At 60.0% G+C, this 17,641-nt stretch carries 15 protein-coding genes; 9 read left to right on the forward strand and 6 right to left on the reverse strand.

The genetic code is table 11. The features are described from left to right. The 3 genes from GKC28_RS17920 to GKC28_RS17930 all read left to right on the forward strand — a co-directional run. On the forward strand, positions 1–3,343 hold a 3,343-nt coding region (locus GKC28_RS17920; RefSeq protein ID WP_174148387.1), incomplete at its 5' end, for a strawberry notch family protein. Next, positions 3,340–4,386, forward strand: coding sequence for a toprim domain-containing protein (locus tag GKC28_RS17925; RefSeq protein ID WP_174148388.1), 1,047 nt, complete (start codon positions 3,340–3,342; stop codon positions 4,384–4,386). The genes GKC28_RS17920 and GKC28_RS17925, both read left to right, overlap by 4 nt. Before the next feature lie 299 nt (positions 4,387–4,685). Further along, positions 4,686–5,597, forward strand: coding sequence for a DUF2493 domain-containing protein (locus GKC28_RS17930; protein WP_174148389.1), 912 nt, complete (start codon positions 4,686–4,688; stop codon positions 5,595–5,597). Between the two features lie 164 nt (positions 5,598–5,761). Here GKC28_RS17930 and GKC28_RS17935 read toward each other — a convergent pair whose 3' ends face one another. Continuing rightward, positions 5,762–6,052: a hypothetical protein gene (locus tag GKC28_RS17935; RefSeq protein WP_254604298.1), complete on the reverse strand. Its 291-nt coding sequence runs from the start codon at positions 6,050–6,052 to the stop codon at positions 5,762–5,764. Positions 6,053–6,648: 596 nt separating this feature from the next. On the opposite strand from GKC28_RS17935, the gene GKC28_RS17940 reads away from it, so the two are divergent. The 4 genes from GKC28_RS17940 to repC all read left to right on the forward strand — a co-directional run bounded on the left by GKC28_RS17940 (position 6,649) and on the right by repC (position 11,233). Then, positions 6,649–6,987 carry a DUF736 family protein gene (locus GKC28_RS17940; RefSeq protein ID WP_017470241.1) on the forward strand — a complete coding sequence of 113 codons (339 nt, stop codon included), beginning with the start codon at positions 6,649–6,651 and terminating at the stop codon, positions 6,985–6,987. A gap of 494 nt (positions 6,988–7,481) precedes the next feature. Continuing rightward, entirely contained in the window at positions 7,482–8,693 is a 1,212-nt protein-coding gene (repA, locus tag GKC28_RS17945) for a plasmid partitioning protein RepA (RefSeq protein ID WP_174148390.1), read from the forward strand. Between the two features lie 103 nt (positions 8,694–8,796). After that, a complete protein-coding gene (repB, locus tag GKC28_RS17950) occupies positions 8,797–9,792 on the forward strand; it encodes a plasmid partitioning protein RepB (protein ID WP_174148391.1) in 996 nt (331 codons plus the stop codon). Between the two features lie 160 nt (positions 9,793–9,952). Then, positions 9,953–11,233, forward strand: coding sequence for a plasmid replication protein RepC (gene repC, locus GKC28_RS17955; protein WP_174148392.1), 1,281 nt, complete (start codon positions 9,953–9,955; stop codon positions 11,231–11,233). 12 nt (positions 11,234–11,245) lie between these two features. Here the strand turns inward: repC and GKC28_RS17960 are convergent, their stop codons facing one another. Beyond that, on the reverse strand, positions 11,246–12,373 hold the full coding sequence (locus GKC28_RS17960; protein ID WP_174148393.1) for a tyrosine-type recombinase/integrase: 1,128 nt from the start codon (positions 12,371–12,373) through the stop codon (positions 11,246–11,248). A gap of 113 nt (positions 12,374–12,486) precedes the next feature. On the opposite strand from GKC28_RS17960, the gene GKC28_RS17965 reads away from it, so the two are divergent. Together GKC28_RS17965 and GKC28_RS17970 are read left to right on the forward strand one after the other, a co-directional pair. Beyond that, positions 12,487–13,365, forward strand: coding sequence for a DUF1403 family protein (locus tag GKC28_RS17965; protein ID WP_174148394.1), 879 nt, complete (start codon positions 12,487–12,489; stop codon positions 13,363–13,365). A 3-nt stretch (positions 13,366–13,368) separates the two neighbouring features. Beyond that, positions 13,369–13,962 (forward strand): SMC-Scp complex subunit ScpB, encoded by a 594-nt coding sequence (locus GKC28_RS17970; RefSeq protein WP_174148395.1) that lies wholly within the window; start codon positions 13,369–13,371, stop codon positions 13,960–13,962. Between the two features lie 154 nt (positions 13,963–14,116). Here GKC28_RS17970 and GKC28_RS17975 read toward each other — a convergent pair whose 3' ends face one another. The 4 genes from GKC28_RS17975 to GKC28_RS17990 form a co-directional block, all read right to left on the reverse strand. Then, on the reverse strand, positions 14,117–15,127 hold the full coding sequence (locus tag GKC28_RS17975) for a nucleotidyl transferase AbiEii/AbiGii toxin family protein (RefSeq protein ID WP_174148396.1): 1,011 nt from the start codon (positions 15,125–15,127) through the stop codon (positions 14,117–14,119). A gap of 2 nt (positions 15,128–15,129) precedes the next feature. Beyond that, positions 15,130–15,726, reverse strand: coding sequence for a DUF6088 family protein (locus tag GKC28_RS17980; RefSeq protein ID WP_174148397.1), 597 nt, complete (start codon positions 15,724–15,726; stop codon positions 15,130–15,132). A 218-nt stretch (positions 15,727–15,944) separates the two neighbouring features. Then, positions 15,945–16,442, reverse strand: coding sequence for a hypothetical protein (locus GKC28_RS17985; RefSeq protein WP_368041144.1), 498 nt, complete (start codon positions 16,440–16,442; stop codon positions 15,945–15,947). Between the two features lie 37 nt (positions 16,443–16,479). Further along, positions 16,480–17,415, reverse strand: coding sequence for a hypothetical protein (locus tag GKC28_RS17990; RefSeq protein WP_174148398.1), 936 nt, complete (start codon positions 17,413–17,415; stop codon positions 16,480–16,482). Positions 17,416–17,641 lie beyond the last annotated feature (226 nt).

The following is a 17,641-nucleotide window of genomic DNA, read 5'->3' on the forward strand; positions in this document are numbered from 1 at the left end:
CACCAATTTGGCTCTGGCGGTGCCGAACCGCCCGATCCGCACCAACCTGCAAGCTCTGCGCAACGCCGCGCGCCAGGAAACCCGCGCCCTTGCCGAAGAACGCGCACGGCATCCGTTTGACGATGTCGAAACCACCGCCCTCGACTACCCGCCGAAAGCCTGGAGCGAGCCCCACGGCGCGCTGCAGGACACGGTCTACGAGGCTTACGACCTGCAGGCGATCCTGATCGACGGCGCGGCGGAGCATCCGACCGCGTTGGTGCAATCCGCCGCCATGGCCTCGGTCCCGCCGCCCGTGCCGACTTATCGGCCCTGCCTCCCGAAATCCCTCGTCGCGGAAGGCCGCCTTTCCGCGCCACAGCTTGAGAGCGTCATCTATGCGGGCAATGCCCACGAGACGCATCTCAAGGGCTGGTTCAAGCGCGGCGAGATCGAAGGCCAGCTCATGGCCGCGTCTGAGGGCGACAACGGTGCCTTCCGCCTGCGCAAGGGCTGGTTCCTGGGCGATGGCACGGGTTGCGGCAAAGGGCGGCAGGTGGCGGGCATCATTCTCGACAACTGGCTCACAGGGCGTCGCCGGGCCGTTTGGGTCTCGAAGAGCGACAAGCTTATCGAGGATGCGCGCCGCGACTGGATCGCGCTCGGGGGTCGTGAGAGCGATATCGTGCCGCTCTCGAAGTTTCGCCAAGGCAGCGATATCCGCCTGCCCGAGGGCATCCTCTTCGTCACCTATGCCACCCTGCGCTCTGCGACACGCGAGGGCAAAGCCTCCCGCCTCGACCAGGTGACGTCCTGGCTCGGGGATCGGTTCGACGGGGTGATCGCCTTTGATGAAAGCCACGCCATGGCGAATGCCGCTGGCGAAAAGTCCGACCGCGGCGACAGACGCGCGTCGCAGCAGGGTCTCGCTGGTCTTGCGCTGCAAAATGCCCTGCCCGATGCACGAGTCCTCTATGTCTCGGCGACCGGCGCGACGGTCGTCGGCAATCTCGCCTACGCCTCCCGCCTCGGGCTCTGGGGCACCGGGGATTTCCCCTTCGTGACGCGGGCAGAGTTCGTCGCGGCGATGGAAGCCGGGGGCATCGCTGCCATGGAGATGATCTCGCGCGACCTGAAGGCGCTCGGGCTCTATCTCGCGCGGTCCCTCTCTTACGCCGGGGTCGAATACGAAATGCTGGTGCATGAGCTCTCACCCGCACAGATCGCAATCTATGACAGCTACGCCGATGCGTATCAGATCATCCACACCAACCTCGAGGCAGCCCTTCAAGCGTCTGGCATTTCCTCCGAGACCGGTACCTTGAACGCCCAGGCCAAATCCGCCGCACGCTCGGCCTTCGAGAGCAACAAGCAGCGTTTCTTCAACCATCTCATCACCGCCATGAAATGCCCCTCGCTGATCCGCGCGATCGAAGCGGACCTGGCGGCGGGGCATTCCGCGGTCATTCAGGTGGTTTCGACCAGCGAGGCGGTGATGGAACGCCGCCTCGAGGAGATTCCGCCCTCGGACTGGGACGATCTGCAGGTCGATTTTACGCCGCGCGAGAACATCATGGACTACCTGATGCATTCCTTCCCGACGCAGCTGTTTGAGCCCTACACCGACGAGAACGGCGATCTGCGCTCGCGCCCTGCCCTTGATGGCGATGGCAATCCGATCTTCTGCCGCGAGGCGGAGCGGCGGCGGGACGATCTGGTCGAACATCTTGGGGCCCTCGCCCCGGTGCAGGGCGCGCTCGATCAGATCCTCTGGCATTTCGGGGGCGATGCGGTGGCCGAGGTCACGGGGCGCAAGCGGCGCATCGTGAAGACGCGTGAGGGTCGGCTCAAGGTCGAGAACCGGCCTGCCTCCTCCAACCTCGGAGAGACGCAGGCCTTCATGGATGATGCCAAGCGCATCCTGATCTTCTCTGATGCCGGTGGCACGGGGCGCAGCTATCACGCGGACCTTGGGGCCAAGAACCAGCGCCTGCGGGTGCATTACCTCCTTGAACCCGGCTGGAAAGCCGACAACGCGATCCAGGGGCTGGGGCGCACGAACCGCACCAATCAGGCTCAGCCACCGCTCTTCCGGCCCGTCGCGACCAATGTGAAGGGTGAGAAGCGGTTTCTCTCCACCATCGCGCGCCGCCTCGACACGCTTGGGGCCATCACCAAGGGACAGCGCGAGACTGGGGGCCAGAACATGTTCCGCGCCGAAGACAACCTCGAGAGCCCCTATGCGCGGGCCGCATTGCGGCAGTTTTTCTACAAGCTGCGCGCGGGCAAGATCGATGCCTGCTCCTACGCAAAGTTCCAGGAGATGACCGGGCTGACGCTCGATGAGGCGGATGGCACGATGAAGGAGAACCTGCCGCCGATCCAGCAGTTCCTGAACCGCTGTCTCGCGCTGCGGATCGATATGCAGGACGCAATCTTCGAGGCCTTTGGCACCTTCCTTTCGGCCATCATCGAGGACGCTCGCCAGGCAGGCACGCTCGATGTTGGGCTAGAGACCCTGCGCGCCGAAAAGTTCGAGATTATCGACCGGAAGGTCATCTTCGAGCATGAGGCGACGGGCGCGACGGCGACCGCCCTGACCGTGGAGCGCACCGATCGCAACGATCCGCTGACCCTGCCCCGCGTCAAATTGATCTGCGCAAACACGGACGGCGCGACGCTCTGCTGGAACAAGATCTCCAAGCGCGCGGCGCTGATGGTCAAGGCGCCGGCCTTCATGGATGAGGATAGTGTTCCGATCMTGCGCGTGAAACTGCTGCGTCCCATGGGAACCGAGATCCTCGCGGCCAGCGAATTCTCGACTTCGCACTGGGAGGAGATCGATGACGCGATGTTTGAGCACCTTTGGCAGACCGAGGTCGATGCCGTGCCGGAGTTCACCACCTCGAAGATCACACTGATCTGCGGCCTTCTTCTGCCGATCTGGGACCGGCTGCCGGTCGACAACATGCGCATCTATCGTCTGCAGACCGAGGACGGGGAACGCGCCATCGGCCGTCTGGTCAGCCAGGAGCAACTCTTGAACGTCTATGCGCGCCTTGGGCTCGACTGCCAGATCGAGATGTCGCCGCAGGAGGTGCTCGCGGCCGTGATGGACGCCAGAACGACCCTGAACCTCCTCGGCGGCTACCAGCTGCGCAGGTCGCTCGTCATGGGACAGCCGAGACTTGAACTCATTGGCGCCTCGGGCGCGGCCCTGTCCGGATTGAAGGCCTTGGGCTGCTTCACCGAGGTGATCCAGTGGAAGACGCGGGTGTTCATCCCGGTGGATGGCATTGACGTGCTGGCGCGGGTGCTTGCCGAGCATCCGGTTGGCGCCAGCGCCGCGGATGCTGCCGCATGAGCGCGCAGCGCAGTATCGCAGACCTCTCGGCCGATCTTGCAGACCGGGCCGAGAGTTTCTGCCGCCAGTATTTCCCCGAGGGACGTAAGCAGGGCAACTATTGGCTGGTTGGCGACACCGCGGGTGCTAAGGGCCAGAGCCTCGCCATCCGGCTCCAGGCGCAGGACGGGCGCAAAGCCGGATCCTGGCAGGATTTCGCGACGGGTGAATATGGCGACCTGATCGACTTGCTGCACGAGCGGCTTGGGTCGGTCACACTCAAGGAAACGCTCAGGGAGGCCCGGTCCTTTCTCGGCGAGGCCCCCTGCCCTGCCGCATCTCGTGAAACCCAAAGGGCTGAGCGCCCCGATGCTGCCTCCAGCAAACGCATTGCGCGAGCGCGGAAGCTCTTTGCCGCTGGCAAGCCGGTTCTTGGCACTCTGGCTGCCACTTATCTGCAAGGACGCGGAATCACACGGCTGGGTCCGGCCCTCCGCTATCACCCGCGGGTCTTTCTGCGGCGGGACGAGGACGATGCCGATCTGCCGCAAAGAGCCCCTGCCCTGCTGGCAAAGATCACCGACATTCGGGGTCAGATCACCGGATGCGCGCGCTTCTACCTCGACCCGTCCACCGGCAGCTTGGCCGTGATCGAGAGCCCGAAACGGGTCCTCGGGCAGCTCTATGGCCATGCCATCCGCTTCTGGTCCGGCAAGGCGCGCTCTGATCTCATCGTCGGCGAAGGTCTCGAGAATACCCTCTCGGTCGGCACGGCTCTCCCGGAGTTCGACCTCGCCTCTTGCCTCACCGCCACCCACCTCGGCCTCTTCATCCCGCCGCCGGGCATCAAGCGTATCTGGATCGCACGGGACAATGACGAAGCGGGACGCAATGCATCCATGAGATTGCGTAACCAACTGGAATCGCTTGGAATTGCCTGTGGTGACCTAGTGCCGAGTATGGACGATTTCAACGACGATCTGCAGGCTTTTGGCAAGGATGCGCTGCGCCGGTCCCTGCTCAAGGCCATGAAAGCACAAGGTCTGGAGATCGAGGACGGGTGAGCGCCTGTCTCCACTCGTGATGACTGAGGGGGCAAAGGTTCCGCGGGCTCGATCTGATCCCGTTTGGATAAGGGGAGCGATGGACCGGCGGGTCGGGGCTGAGTGCCCCTCGCCCGGGCAGCAATGCGCCCCGAACCAGAAAATTCCCCTGCCCCTTCGGGCCATTCCTCGCGGGAACAATTTTCCGGCCCGGGTCACATTCTCCGCTGCACTCCGATCCTGACGGATGCGGCCCGGTCGCCGCCGGTCCTGTTATCGCCCCATCCAAATCGGGTCAGATCAATCAGAGGAACCAGAAAATGCCCCATCAGACCGACATCCAAGAGGAAACCGGAGTGACCTCCGCCATCCTCGACCACCTGGCACTTCACGGCGCAACGCCGGGGCCCGGCGAGACCGATCATCGCCCCCTGCCCCAGCCCGACGAGGTTGAACTCGCCATGGCGACCCTCTTTGACACCACCATCGGCCTCCTCACAGGCAGCCAGTTGGAAGACACTCTCGAAGAGATGCTCTGGTCCCTCACCTCGATCTTCCATCGCCGGCTGACCCATATCCAGAAGCTCCTCGACGACAACGAATTCGAGGTCCGGGAAAGTCTGGCGATCCAGGATGGCTCCGAGGTCGCTTCGGTCGAGCTTGAGCGTCTCCAGATGATCGGGCTGAAACTCTGGGACCATCGCGACGCTTTCGAGCAGATGCGCGATCTCGCTGTGGACCACTTTTCGGCCGCAACTGGTTCGCCCTGGCTGCCCCGCACCGGATCCAAGGTTTCGCATCGCGGCCTGACCTCCGCCGTGGTGGACAGCCGGGCCTATCTCTCGGCCAAGCGCCGCAAGGAGACCGAGGTGCACTGCCCCGAAGGCACGCGGATCGCTTTTTCGGGCGGCGACTATCAGGCCTACGACCTGATCTGGTCCGTCCTCGATGCCACCCTTGCGAAATACCCCGACATGGTGCTGCTGCACGGTGGCACGCCCAAAGGCGCCGAGATGATCGCGGCCCGCTGGGCAGATACCCGTGGTGTCACCCAGGTGGTCTTCAAACCCGACTGGAAAAGCCACGGCAAGGCCGCCCCCTTCAAGCGCAACGACAAGATGCTCGAGACCATGCCCCAAGGGCTGATCGCCACCCCCGGTTCGGGCATCACAGAAAACATCGTCGACAAAGCCCGCAAGCTCGGGATCCGCATCAAAAGGATCGGGGCTTAGGCCCCGGTTCTACCATGACATCAGTCAGAGTGCCCTGTGCGGTTCGCTCTAGGAGTTCGCAGAGGTGCGCAGTTCTGCGGGATTTCGTCTGCTAGACTGCCGTGGTTGTGGATGAACATTTCTAGTTGGTCGCTGTCGCGGGACATCCAGAACCATCCTGACGCTCACGTCGTCCCGCGATCAGCGGGATGTTCGCCGAAAGGCACCCCATGTCGGCCAGGAAACTGACGAGTCCGACGATCGTCTTGAACTAGCGCAATTTGAAGACGCTTGGGCTTGTGACAAGCATCTTCGCATCCTGGCCATTCTTCGTCACCTCGTACGACCCAGGAGCCATACCAACTGTTGTGGCGCTTCTCGGCAGTCTGGTTGCAGATCACCTCGATGAGGTAGCCATCTGAGAGCAGATCGCGCAGGCCATCCTCGGTAACCACATTCGGTGTTGCGCCGTCCAAAAGCTTATCCTCTTCACTTATGCCGACACCTATCGGGATAGGAGCGGACCCGAGCTATTGCCTGATCTTCCGAGCTTCATGCATCGTTTGCTCAGTTTCGCGCTGCTATGCGGGACATCCCCGAAGTACGCAACGCGGCCGGGATTGAAGCCGTCGGGAACAGATGCGCGTGTCCTCGCCCTGGCATTTCATCTTCTTCAGCCTGTCGGTTTACTTTCTGCTTGAGGCCTCTAGAGACTCGAGCGAGGAACAGAACACGGGCCGGTGTTGCGTTGCGACCGGTCGTTGTGTGTATCGAAAGATCGGCGCGGCTGTGCAAGGGTCGCTTCGGCGTTCTTGGCTTTCGGCAGTTCACCCACCTTCCTTCGCGGCCACAGCACTTCTCCCTTTGTCTGAGTTGCATGACATGCTGGTCGCAGCTGTCGTCCCGTCCACAAAGGTTGTCGCCGATCTTTTTCCCCTGACCCTGCGGGTCATTCCTCGCGAGGCAAAAAGACCGGCACCTGCCCCTCTCCGCTCCGCTTCGCCTTCGGTGTGGCCGGGCCTTGGCCAGCTGCAAGGTGACCATCATTGCAACGCAAACAAGGAGAAGAGCAATGACCACGAACTGCATCAAATTCACCAGCGCCGACATCGAAACCGCCAAGGGCGTCGGCTCCATCTCGACCCTGACCTTCGACCTCGACATCACGGTCGAACCCGTCGCGAGCACGAACCCGATGGCCCCCACGCACCGCGTCCTCGGTCGCTCCCCGCGGGGCAAGCTGGTCGAGTGCGGCGGCATCTGGAAGAAGCAGAACAAGGAGACCGGCGCCGACTATTACACGCTGACCATCCGCGACCACGGCTTCAACGCCAACCTCGGCAAGGCCGCGAACCAGGACGATCTGTCCCTGCAGGCCGTGATCCCCTGGGGTCCCAAAGACGCCGCGTGAAGCATAGAATCGGCTGGGGCTACCCAGCCGATTCCCGCTATTTATCTTCCCTCTGGTACGACTTGCTTATGTTTTAGAGTACCCTGGTCGATACGCTTGGCCGCAGTAAATGATTGCAGATCGGATCTAAGTTCATGCTGTCTCATACTGCTTCCTTGTCTTGGTGTTCCGGGCTTGCACAGGCGCGTTTATGCCTCGAGTTGGTTCCGTTTTGACAGCCGTGCAAAGATATATAAGTTAATATAAACAAATAGTTGCGTCGGATTAGGCGCGAAGTTTAGGTCAGCTTCTGATCTGCTGATGTCGCAAAAGTTCCCATATATTGGGCGGCCATCTTCCGCGATCACTACAATTTGTCGGAACATCTAAGCCAGCAGGTGTCTCGGTGGAGTTCGAGCCATCGGGTGAAAATCGTTGTTAAGACTCATTTTTCCGTGTAGATGACACTTTAAAGAGCGAAATCGCTGAAAAAGCGATATTTAGAGGACAGGCGGATGCGAGAACGGTCTTTTGCGGCTGATACGAAGGATCAATCCTTCGACGAGATCATCCTACAGCAAGGAGAGTTGATTTCCGACCGCCTCAATATGTTGCGGCAGGAACAGTATCCTCCGGACGCTCAAAAAGGTCTACGTCAGTTTTCATTGGCCGAGGTTGCCTACTATCTCGGCGTGACGCAGTCGACCATTAAGAAGCTTCATCTCGAAGGCAAAGGTCCTGAACCTGAAACATCGTCGTCCGGGAGGCGCAGCTACTCGGCCGAGCAGATGCTGGAACTGAGAGCTTATCTCGACAAGCATGGCCGCCCCGGAAAGCGCCGTTATGTCCCCTATCGGCAATCTGATGAAGAACTGCACGTCGTGTCTGTCGTGAACTTCAAAGGAGGCTCGGGAAAGACCACTACCGCCGCCCACCTCGCGCAGCACTTGGCGTTGAAAGGGCATCGAGTTCTTGCGATCGACTTGGACCCTCAAGCCTCTCTCACAGCTTTGCACGGCATTCAGCCTGAACTCGACGACGTGCCTTCGCTCTACGAGACACTTCGGTATGATGACGAGCGCAAGCCGATCACAGAGGTGATCCGGCCAACAAACTTTCCCAACCTAGATATCGTTCCGGCAAGTCTCGAGCTTCAAGAGTACGAATACGATACCCCGGTTGCTTTGACGAGCAGCGATCCCCATGAGGGCCGTACCTTCTTCACTCGTATATCGAAGGCGCTTAGCGAGGTTGATGACCGCTACGACGTGGTTGTGATCGATTGCCCTCCTCAGCTGGGCTACCTCACACTCACTGCTCTCACGGCTTCTTCCTCGGTCATTGTGACGGTCCATCCTCAGATGCTGGACGTCATGTCGATGAGCCAATTTCTCCTGATGCTGGGCGGGATCATGAAGACGATCCGTGACGCTGGAGCGAACATGCGCCTGAAGTGGTTCCGTTACCTTGTAACGCGATTTGAACCAACGGACGGCCCCCAGAAGCAGATGGTTGGGTTCCTCCAGGCGATGTTTCCAAATCAGATGCTGTCGGCTCCTGTGCTAAAATCTACGGCGATCTCCGACGCTGGGATCACCAAACAGACGCTTTACGAAGTTGAGCGGTCTCAGTTCGTGCGGACTACTTACGACCGCGCAGTGACATCTTTGAATGACGTGAACGACGAGATCGCCGAACTGATCCACAAGGCTTGGGGGCGTGAATGATTGAGGTTTTGACAGCCGTGCAGAGAGCCAGTTTTGACAGCCGTGCAACTGTCGAAATGCGCGCAGCGCGTAAGTTGGATTCTGACGAAAAGGAGATGGCTTGATGGCTCGCAAAGACCTCCTGAAGAGCGTCATGGCCGGCTCGACGGAGCAGCCCAAGGATGCCGGTCGCTCTGGATACGCAATGCGCGGTGCTTCGAAATCGATGAAGGTTTCGATTGATAGCCTTGCAGAGAACTCGAAGCGTCTCCTTGAAGGCGAAACCATTGTCGAGATCGATCCGCAATTGATCGATGTGTCATTCGTTTCGGATCGGCTTAGTGATGACGATGTTGCTTTCGACGAACTGAAAGCATCGATCGCAGCGGGTCGCCAGGACACACCGGTATTGCTTCGACCACATCCGGAAGCGGATGGCCGCTATATGATCGTCTTCGGGCATCGCCGTGTGCGAGTTGCGTCGGCGCTCGGCCGTAAGGTTCGCGCTGTTGTAAAACCAATGGACGATGTGGCTCACATTCTTGCTCAAGGGCAGGAAAACACTGCGCGCGCAGATCTCTCTTTTATTGAGAAGGCCCTATTTGCGAAGAGCCTCTTGGATATGGGGCAAGCAAAGGACGTGATCCAGTCCGCCCTTACCATCGATGGGACGTTGCTTTCACGGATGCTGTCAGTGGCGCAGAACGTCCCTCGGCACGTCATTGAACAGATTGGGCCGGCCAAGCAGATTGGGCGTGATCGCTGGGAAGACTTCAAGAAGTTGGCTTCGGAACCATCGAATGAAAAGATCCTCAAGGAAGCTTTGGAGTTCGACGGGTTTCAGAACCTCGACAGTGATGCTCGCTTTGAGTTCCTGCACAGCAAGCTGGCAGAAGCGGGCAGGGCGCCGAAGCGCCGAAAAACGCGTGCCATGCCCAAGAAACGAACCTGGACTGCCGGCAAAGGCCGCATCAAGGGCGTCATCGGTCGGTCCGGAAAGGCATTCAGCATTTCGCTTACGGCACAAGATTCAACTGAGTTCGGGGACTTTCTCTCGGGTCGGCTTGATCAGCTGTACAGCGAATTCCTCTCGACGAAAGAGGAGCAGTCAGAACAATGATCTAGGCAAAAGAAAAGCCCCCAAGCAGCGTGGCCTGAGAGCTAATCTGAAAAGTTTGGTCGCTTAGAAGATATCTCTCCCACGAATCACTGTCAACAAGAACGCCACTTCGGCGAACGGCTTTCTTTTGCCTCCACATAACTGGAGGTGAGAAACAGGCATGAAACATACAGGTTGGCGCAAGCCGACACCGGGTCTTGGCATTGCAGAGCAGCTTGCCCAAGCCGGTGAACAGATAGCTGTACCCAAAACGCGGGCCTTTGTCGCCGTGAAGCGGGTTGGGGCACATATCGGCCTCAAGGCCGGCGACATGATGCTCCTCGACACGCTCGGGGCCTTTACCCAAGCCCAGGACTGGGAGGAGGGGCAACGCCCGATCGTTTGGGCGTCGAACGCCTACTTGATGGAGCAGACGGGTTTCTCGCTTTCTGCGCTGAAACGCCATGCCCGACGCCTGGCAGAGACCGGCGTGATCTCCTTCCAGGACAGCCCCAACGGCAAGCGTTGGGGCCGCAGGGACGCCGATGGACGCATAATCGAGGCCTACGGCTTCGATCTGTCGCCGCTGTCGGCACGCGTCGAGGAGTTCGAGGAGCTCCATGCCGAGTTGCAGGCCGAACGCGAGCTCTGCCAGCGCCTGAAGCGTCAGATCACGGTGGCACGCCGTATGATCCGCGCTCGGATCGAGGCTGCGGTCAGCAGCGCGCTGCGAGGGCCCTGGACGCAACTCACAGGCCTTTTCCAGGAGCTTCTGGACCGGCTGCCGCGCCGCCATGAAGCTTCCGAGCAGCTTGCTCGGCTCTTGACGTGGTTCAAAGAGCTTCAGGAGCGTGTAGAGGCTGCCTATCTCAAGGCAACCGAGGTCGTCCAACCTGTGGAAAACACGCCGGAAACCAAGGAGCAAGTTCTCAAGAAGACTCAAGAAATGAACCCCAGGGAGGTCATTTCTGACCCTCATATACTAATTACAAACCAACTTAATCCTGTAACTAGTAATTCCTCAGAACATGAGGAAGTCGCGGCCGTGGTGCCCAACGCTCAGCCCGAAGATCAGGTTGATAGGGATCTGGAAGAATGGGTTGCCGAAGTGCGCAAGAAGCGCGCTGCGCTGGATCTGCCCACTGTCATGCAAGCTTGTCCCGAATTCGCATCCTGGGCGCGCAATATGGGCGGATTCTTGAAGGACTGGGGCGATCTGCATCGGGTTGCCGGACAACTCAGGCCGATGATCGGGGTGTCCGAGCATGCCTGGAACGTGGCGCAGGACCGCTTGGGCAAACAGGTGGCGACGGCGGCGCTTGCGCTTGTCTTCGAGAAGCATTGCGCGGGCGAAGTGTCCTCGCCGGGCGGCTATCTGCGCGGCATGGTCGAGAAGGCCGGGGCAGGGGAGCTGCATCTCGAGCGCAGCTTCTACGGCAGGCTCAGCGGTCAGGCGGCGTGATGGGGCAGGGGGTCAGAGGCCGGCGGCTTTGGTCAGATTCACCCGGAACCGGTCGCGCCGGCGCTGGTAGCGGCGGGTCATCTCGGCCGAGGCGTGCCCCAGTTGCTTCTGGACATAGCGTTCGTCAACTTCTGCCGAACTGGCGAGACCGGCGCGCAGCGAGTGGCCAGAGAACAGCGCCAGGCGTTCTTTTTCTGGCAGCTCGGATCGGATGCGAGCGTCAAGGACCGTGCGCTTGATCAGGCGGGCGACATGCTTGTCGTTGAGCCGCGTTTCGGATGCGCGTTTGCCATCGCGCGAGGTGCCGACGAAGACTGGCCCAAAGTCGATCTTCGCGAAGTGCAGCCATTGCTCGACCGCATGAACGGGACAAGTCTGATCCTTGGAGCCGCGGCCGATCTCGACCTCGCGCCAACCGGTCTTGGCATTGAGGGTGAGCAGCGCGCCCTTGTCGAAGATCTCGATCCAGCCGCCGAAATCCGGTGTGTCGTCCTTATGCACGTCGAGACTGACAATTTCCGAGCGGCGCAAGCCTCCGGCGTAGCCGAGCAGCAGGATCGCGCGATCCCGCAGCCCGCGCAGGTCGTAGGGCAGGGTGGCCACCATCGCGAGGATGTCCTCGGCCAGGATCGCTTGCTTCTGGACAGGGGGCCGCGCGTGCTTGCGCTTGATCCCGGCGAGCACCGTGGCGATGTGACGGTTTTTCCGGTCGAGGGTGAAGCCGCGCTGTGCGTAGTTCCAGGCGAGTCCGGACAGGCGCCGGTCGATGGTGCTGACCGACAGGGGGCGGGACGCCGCCTGCGAAGGGGAGGGGCCGGAGCCGCTGGCCAGATCGGCAAGGTAAAGCCCTATAATTTCCGGCGACGGCGGCAGCGGCTCAGCCCCCTTCATCCGGCACCAGCGCGCGAAGTGCGTCCAATCTTTCGCGTAGGCTTTCAGCGTGTTCTCTGAAGCCGCGGCACGTGCGTAGTCGCGAGCGGTTTCGACCAAGCGGTCGAGCGCGCCGGATCCGGCCAAAGACGACGGGAGGCTCAAGGCCTCTCCGTCCGGGTGATCTCTCTCGTTGTCCTCGTTGACTGAAGACCCGTTTGCCGCCTCGGAGCTCGAATTCTCGGTGTTATCTGACATGTCGCGGAGCATATCTTTTCATGTCCGATAATGCAAACTTATTGGACATAGCTGAGACCCGCAGGGTGGGGCGGTTTCTACACTATCTGGTAGGCAAAAGCGCCGTTGCGGGATAGTCTTGTGGCATGACCTATGCCGCTGACAGCTTCGACACATTACCCACAATGCCGTCCTGGGTCACCTCGGGCCGACCCGAAACCCCTGAAGATGTGGCGTTTTTGTCGGGGGCAGCCCTCAGTCATCTGCATCTTGTGTTGAGCCGAGATGACATCCCCCAGTCCTTGCTTCGGGCACGGCTGGCGCTCATGGCGGCGGAGGCCTGTGTGACCCTCTCAGGACGACCGGAACGGACAGCGGAGTTGCGCGATGCGGTGGCATTCTTGCAGCCCGGCGACAGCCCCGGACCGGCGGGCGAGGTCTATCTAGCGTGGCAGCAGGCAGTGAAGCGGCCGATCTCGGTCAAAGCTGTGCACCGCGCGTTTCCTGATCTGGAGCCGGAGCTGATCGCCGTTTGGCTCGATGCGGGGCAGGGGACGCCGGTCCCACGTGCCGCGTCCGTGCTGCAGGCGGTTCTCGCGGATCGACCGCGGGGTCTCGTCGCGGCAGTGATCCTGGCTGACGCGTCTTTGGCGCAAGCGCTCGGGTGGCGCCATGTCTTGCCGCTCCTCGCGCTCGGTCTCAAGCGGGCCGATATGCGGAAGTCGGGTGAAGAGCTGCGGTTGGCCTGCCATCGGGCGATTTTGGTGGCCGCAAACGAGGTGACGCGCGAGGCCGCCGATCTGGCCCGGCGCGCTGAGCGGCTCCGGGCCGTCGCGCCGAAGCTCCGGGCGAAGGGATCCGATGAGGCTTTGGCACTGTTCCTGAGCCGAGACGCGGTCGCGCCGGCGTCGCTCATCTCGCTGCGTTCCGATCGCGCGGCACGTCGGTTCTGCGACCGGCTGGTTGAGTTGAGCGCTGTGCGCGAGCTGACCGGGCGCGACACCTTCCGGCTCTATGGGGTCTGAGTGATGGCCAAGGATCACACAGATCAGACGCTCGACCGGGAGTTGGACGACCTCCCTGCCGAGTTGCGCTGGCGCGAATGGATGCGTCGGATCGAGGCGGTTCTCTTCGCCTCCGCCTCGCCGGTGCCGCGCGAGGACCTGGCCCGGGTGGTGGGGCAGGGGGTCTCGGTCGAACGCCTCATTGAAGACCTGATCGCCGACATCGGAGGACGGTCCTTCGAGCTCGCAAAGGTCGCTGGCGGATGGCTGTTGCGGACGCGGTCGGCCTATGCGCCAGCGATCCGGACGGCGGCGGATGTGGGCGATCAAGACCTTGGTCTGCAGGAGTATGATGTCGCCGTGCTGGCGGCCATCGCCTATCACCAGCCGATCACCCGCGACGGACTCAAGGACATATTCGGGAAGGAGATCAGCCGCGACCTGATCGGTCGGCTGCATTCACGCGGCTTGATCGGGACCGGGCCGCGGTCGCCGCGACGCGGGGCGCCCTACACCTATGTGACGACGGATCAGTTCCTCACGGCGTTCGATCTGGAGACGCTCCAGGACTTGCCGGATCGGGAGCAACTGGAAGATGCCGGATTGGCGGAAGGGTGAAGCTTGTGCGTCGTGCCATCCGCCATATCGCTCAAATCTGCCCCATCTGTGAGTTATAGAATGGCATCCTATAACTCACGACGAACTTGCCGCAGAGGACTGGCGAACCGGTTGGCAAAGCCGAGTGGTATTCCGATCGACAAGACCGTCGCAATCAGGGCGTATTGATTTCGGCTTCCAGCGCCGCGATCGCGCTCATCACGTCATCAAAGCTCGGCGCATCGCCCATGATCATCTCGCGCATCCCGGCGTAGTCCCGACGGAGGGCTGCCTCGAGCGTCTCGTTTGGAAGCAGGCGCAGTGATCCTGGCTTCGCGTCTTCGTATCTTGCCCACGCCGCCTTGAAGAACATCGACTTGTGGTGACCGACCTCGTCGAGGAGGCCGATGTCGGCCAGCGCGCGCGTCTTGGCATCATGTTCGATCAGCTGGGCCATGTCATAGTAGTGACGGGACATTCGGTCGGCGAGTGGTTTCTTTGCATCCTGATGGAAGAGCATGTGGAGGATCGTCGCTTTCTCCCAGAAGGTTCGTTCGATCCCGAGAGTTCGGACATCGACAGCATTCAACCCGGGCAGATCAGGAAAGGCTTGTTGGACGTAAGTCACAATTGGCCGTTGCTCAGCCGGGAGCTGTGCCCCACGCGCGCCAAACTCGAACCGAATGACCGGTTGGATGTAGCTGTCACTGTCGGCACGTAGCGAGGGATAGGCGAACAGCACGGTTTGTGGGTCGTCCGCATCAATCGTGAGGGAGTAGGGCTGTTCGAGGCTTGCGGAGAAAACCGCGTTGATCTCTCCAAGCAAGGGTCCGGCGACGGTGGCCTCGGCGGCTTCCTGCAGGTCTTGCAGCAGAGATTTGCGTTTGCCGCTAGAGAGGTCAGAGTTCTCTGGATCGCGATCTCCCCCAAACCCGAGTTGGGTGCGGTCGAGCGAGAGATCCACGTCCTCGGAAAATCGGTGGATCACGCCGTAAGCCTTCGAAAGCGACGTGCCTCCTTTGAAGATCAGGTGATCGCCAAAGGAGGGCAGGGCGAAGAGATGCTGGAGCGACCAGCAGACCCAGAAGTCCTTCTCGACGATGGCCTTGGCAAAGCCAAGTTCTGCCGCGGCTTGTCCAAAGGCTTCATCACGATGCTCAGGTGTATCGTTTGCGAACCGATCCATGCTCAGGCGTGTGCCACGATCTGCTGGACGACTGGATGCATCCAGGCTGGGGCATGTCGGCTTTGCTTTGCGAGCTGCGCCCGATCCCTGGCATCCAGCGAGCGGGCAATCTTGCCGATCACCTGATCGTCGACACGATCCTTGCCGACATAGCGGAGCGCCTGAAACACCGTGCCTGTCTTCGACCCAGCCCCGACCAATGTCTTCGGAGAGGCATTGCGGAACTGGATCACCTGCCGCCCGATCTTCTTGGTTCGGGTCGGCCCGTCTGTCATGTAGGTCGGATTGGACGGGACCTGGGTAGACAGACCCAATTGGTTCGCCGCCATGGCAGGGGAGGGTTGCAGAACCTGGTTGTCCTTCCGGGCAACAGCGTGCGCAATGTCATCGGCGGATGGCGCCAAGAGTCCGAACCTCGGGCTTTGCCTGGGATAGTCGTAGAGCCCGCGTGTCAGCCGCCGGATCACACCTTGATCCGCCAGGCGTGAAAGTGCCTGATCCACGCTTGCGCGCGATCCGATATCGAGGAAGTCCGACGGCGCGAAGATGGCGCCTCGGCCCTTTCCGAGGATGCGTTGTTTGATTCTCGATGTGATCATGGTTCAACTCAACGTCAGAAAATAAGGTATGTTTTTCTGAACGTCAAGAGGATGAGATTTTAGCCCAAAAGTCTCGCAACAAATAAGAAGCGAAAGTTCGCTGCGCCAAAGGATTGAGTAACTAACTTTGTCGCCGCAAACATTCAGGTGCTGCTTCGGTTCTTGGTCACTAGCAGCATCAGCATCGACCTACCGGCGAGCTGGGCGAAGGGCGGTAACTACCTCTTTCGCTTCTTGGCTTGCTCGGCAGTTTTTTTCGCGTCAGTGATGACCTTGGGCCGAGAGCCCTCTAAAGCGGCCTCATAGCGCTCCATTTGAATTTTCATAAGTGAACCGGGAAGTGAAAACGACGCCAGGAAGACGAATGTGGCCAGTCCCAGGAATGCCGTTTGCAGCCATTTGAGTAGTTCGAGCATGGCAGGCGGCGTGAGAAACATCGCAAGAGCAATACCTAGGGTGAGCAAATATAGGAAGAACAGCAGTTTTTGGCGGATCAATTTCCGCCGGACCGTCTCCTTCATCCGTTGCAACTCATCCCACGTCCGGGCCTGCTGCAGCGTCGGCTCGGCAATGAACGTTATGACAGCGATTAGAAAGCCCGCGAGGATTGAAAAGATGGTGACCACCGTGTTTACGGCGTTGGGGTTGTTAGCGACCATTGGCTGAAATCGGTACCCAATAAAGCAGGACAGGCCGATGGCTACAACGAGTTGCACCAACCTCCACCAATCCGTTCGACCCAAAGTCTCCACCTTATGCCTCTAGCTGCCCACTTTCACCCAATTCAACCATGTAGGCCTCCATCGCATCCCATGCTTGAAAGACGCTCACAGAGTTGGCCGCGGTTTCAAGCTTGACCTTTTTACGAACAGAAACCTCGTTAGGCTTTATGGTGGCTCCGTCTCGGAGGTGAATCACAAAAGCATCTGAATCTTCATCTTCAACAACTTCCTCTGCAAAGTCATCCAGCCCGTGCTTTGCAGTTTCAAGATCTGCCTTGGGCACGTTGATAGACACCTTTACGGTGCCGCGTTCGGCGGTTCGCAGCTGTTCGACGGATTCATCTCGGGCCGTGACCGCCGCAAAGGCTCCACCAAAGTTCTGTTTGATGGATTGCCACATGCCGCCACCACCGTCGCCTTCGATTAGCTCAAATGCGGTAGCTTCGGAGATGTCTACCTCAAGGTCGATACTCTTGACACCTACAGCTTCAATGATAGCAAGCTTGTCGGGGCTGCCAATGCGGACAAGCTCAAATTGACGAGATTCATCGGGCAGATTTGCTTTTCGGAAAAGCTGTTGCAGATAGATGCGCAATGACCCTGCATTGCGACCGCAGTTCATACAGATGACGTGGTTGCCGGAAATGAGCGCCATCAGATCAGAGTTGAGGAAGTTCTCGCCCGGAGCTGGAGCGCGTTCGCCTACTTCCACTTCTGCGGCGGGAACGGTTGGGATCGTCCCAACGCCCTGACCATCCGTATAGCGCCCGCAATGAATGGCCAACCCGTTGCCGTTTGAGTCCCTTGCCCTGAGCCCACAGCTTGACCTGTCATCGCTGAATGTAATTGTCCTCTCGGCCTGCGTACCAAATTGGCCCCATGCCTGCCGCACCAGCGCTTCGAGGTTCTGCCCATCATTCAAGAAACGTGCACGCCTATACTCAAGTGTTTTTGTCTGCCTTGCCAAATTGAATTGCTCCTTGTAAGTCGCCGTTTTCTTTTCCTGAAAACGGCAAATATAGTGGTTCGCTGTATATGTACAACAATCGGTTGAGCAATTTGATGGGTACCGGTCTTGGACCAATAGTATTTGTCAACCGCGCTGAGTACCATTTGCGCGTCGTTCTTTTCTCATAGGGAGGGCGAACAACATCGGTTGCTCGTCTAAGAATGAGAAGCACGGATTGGCTCTC

It is taken from the genome of Leisingera sp. ANG59 (genome assembly GCF_013317235.1).
Classification (GTDB): domain Bacteria; phylum Pseudomonadota; class Alphaproteobacteria; order Rhodobacterales; family Rhodobacteraceae; genus Leisingera.

Coding starts and splice junctions, on each gene's coding strand:
- GKC28_RS17980 (WP_174148397.1), bottom strand. CDS start 15,726: ATGATCACATCGAGAATCAAACAACGCATCCTCGGAAAGGGCCGAGGC.
- GKC28_RS17960 (WP_174148393.1), bottom strand. CDS start 12,373: ATGCTCCGCGACATGTCAGATAACACCGAGAATTCGAGCTCCGAGGCG.
- GKC28_RS17925 (WP_174148388.1), top strand. CDS start 3,340: ATGAGCGCGCAGCGCAGTATCGCAGACCTCTCGGCCGATCTTGCAGAC.
- GKC28_RS17930 (WP_174148389.1), top strand. CDS start 4,686: ATGCCCCATCAGACCGACATCCAAGAGGAAACCGGAGTGACCTCCGCC.
- repB (WP_174148391.1), top strand. CDS start 8,797: ATGGCTCGCAAAGACCTCCTGAAGAGCGTCATGGCCGGCTCGACGGAG.
- GKC28_RS17940 (WP_017470241.1), top strand. CDS start 6,649: ATGACCACGAACTGCATCAAATTCACCAGCGCCGACATCGAAACCGCC.
- repA (WP_174148390.1), top strand. CDS start 7,482: ATGCGAGAACGGTCTTTTGCGGCTGATACGAAGGATCAATCCTTCGAC.
- GKC28_RS17965 (WP_174148394.1), top strand. CDS start 12,487: ATGACCTATGCCGCTGACAGCTTCGACACATTACCCACAATGCCGTCC.
- GKC28_RS17975 (WP_174148396.1), bottom strand. CDS start 15,127: ATGGATCGGTTCGCAAACGATACACCTGAGCATCGTGATGAAGCCTTT.
- GKC28_RS17970 (WP_174148395.1), top strand. CDS start 13,369: ATGGCCAAGGATCACACAGATCAGACGCTCGACCGGGAGTTGGACGAC.
- repC (WP_174148392.1), top strand. CDS start 9,953: ATGAAACATACAGGTTGGCGCAAGCCGACACCGGGTCTTGGCATTGCA.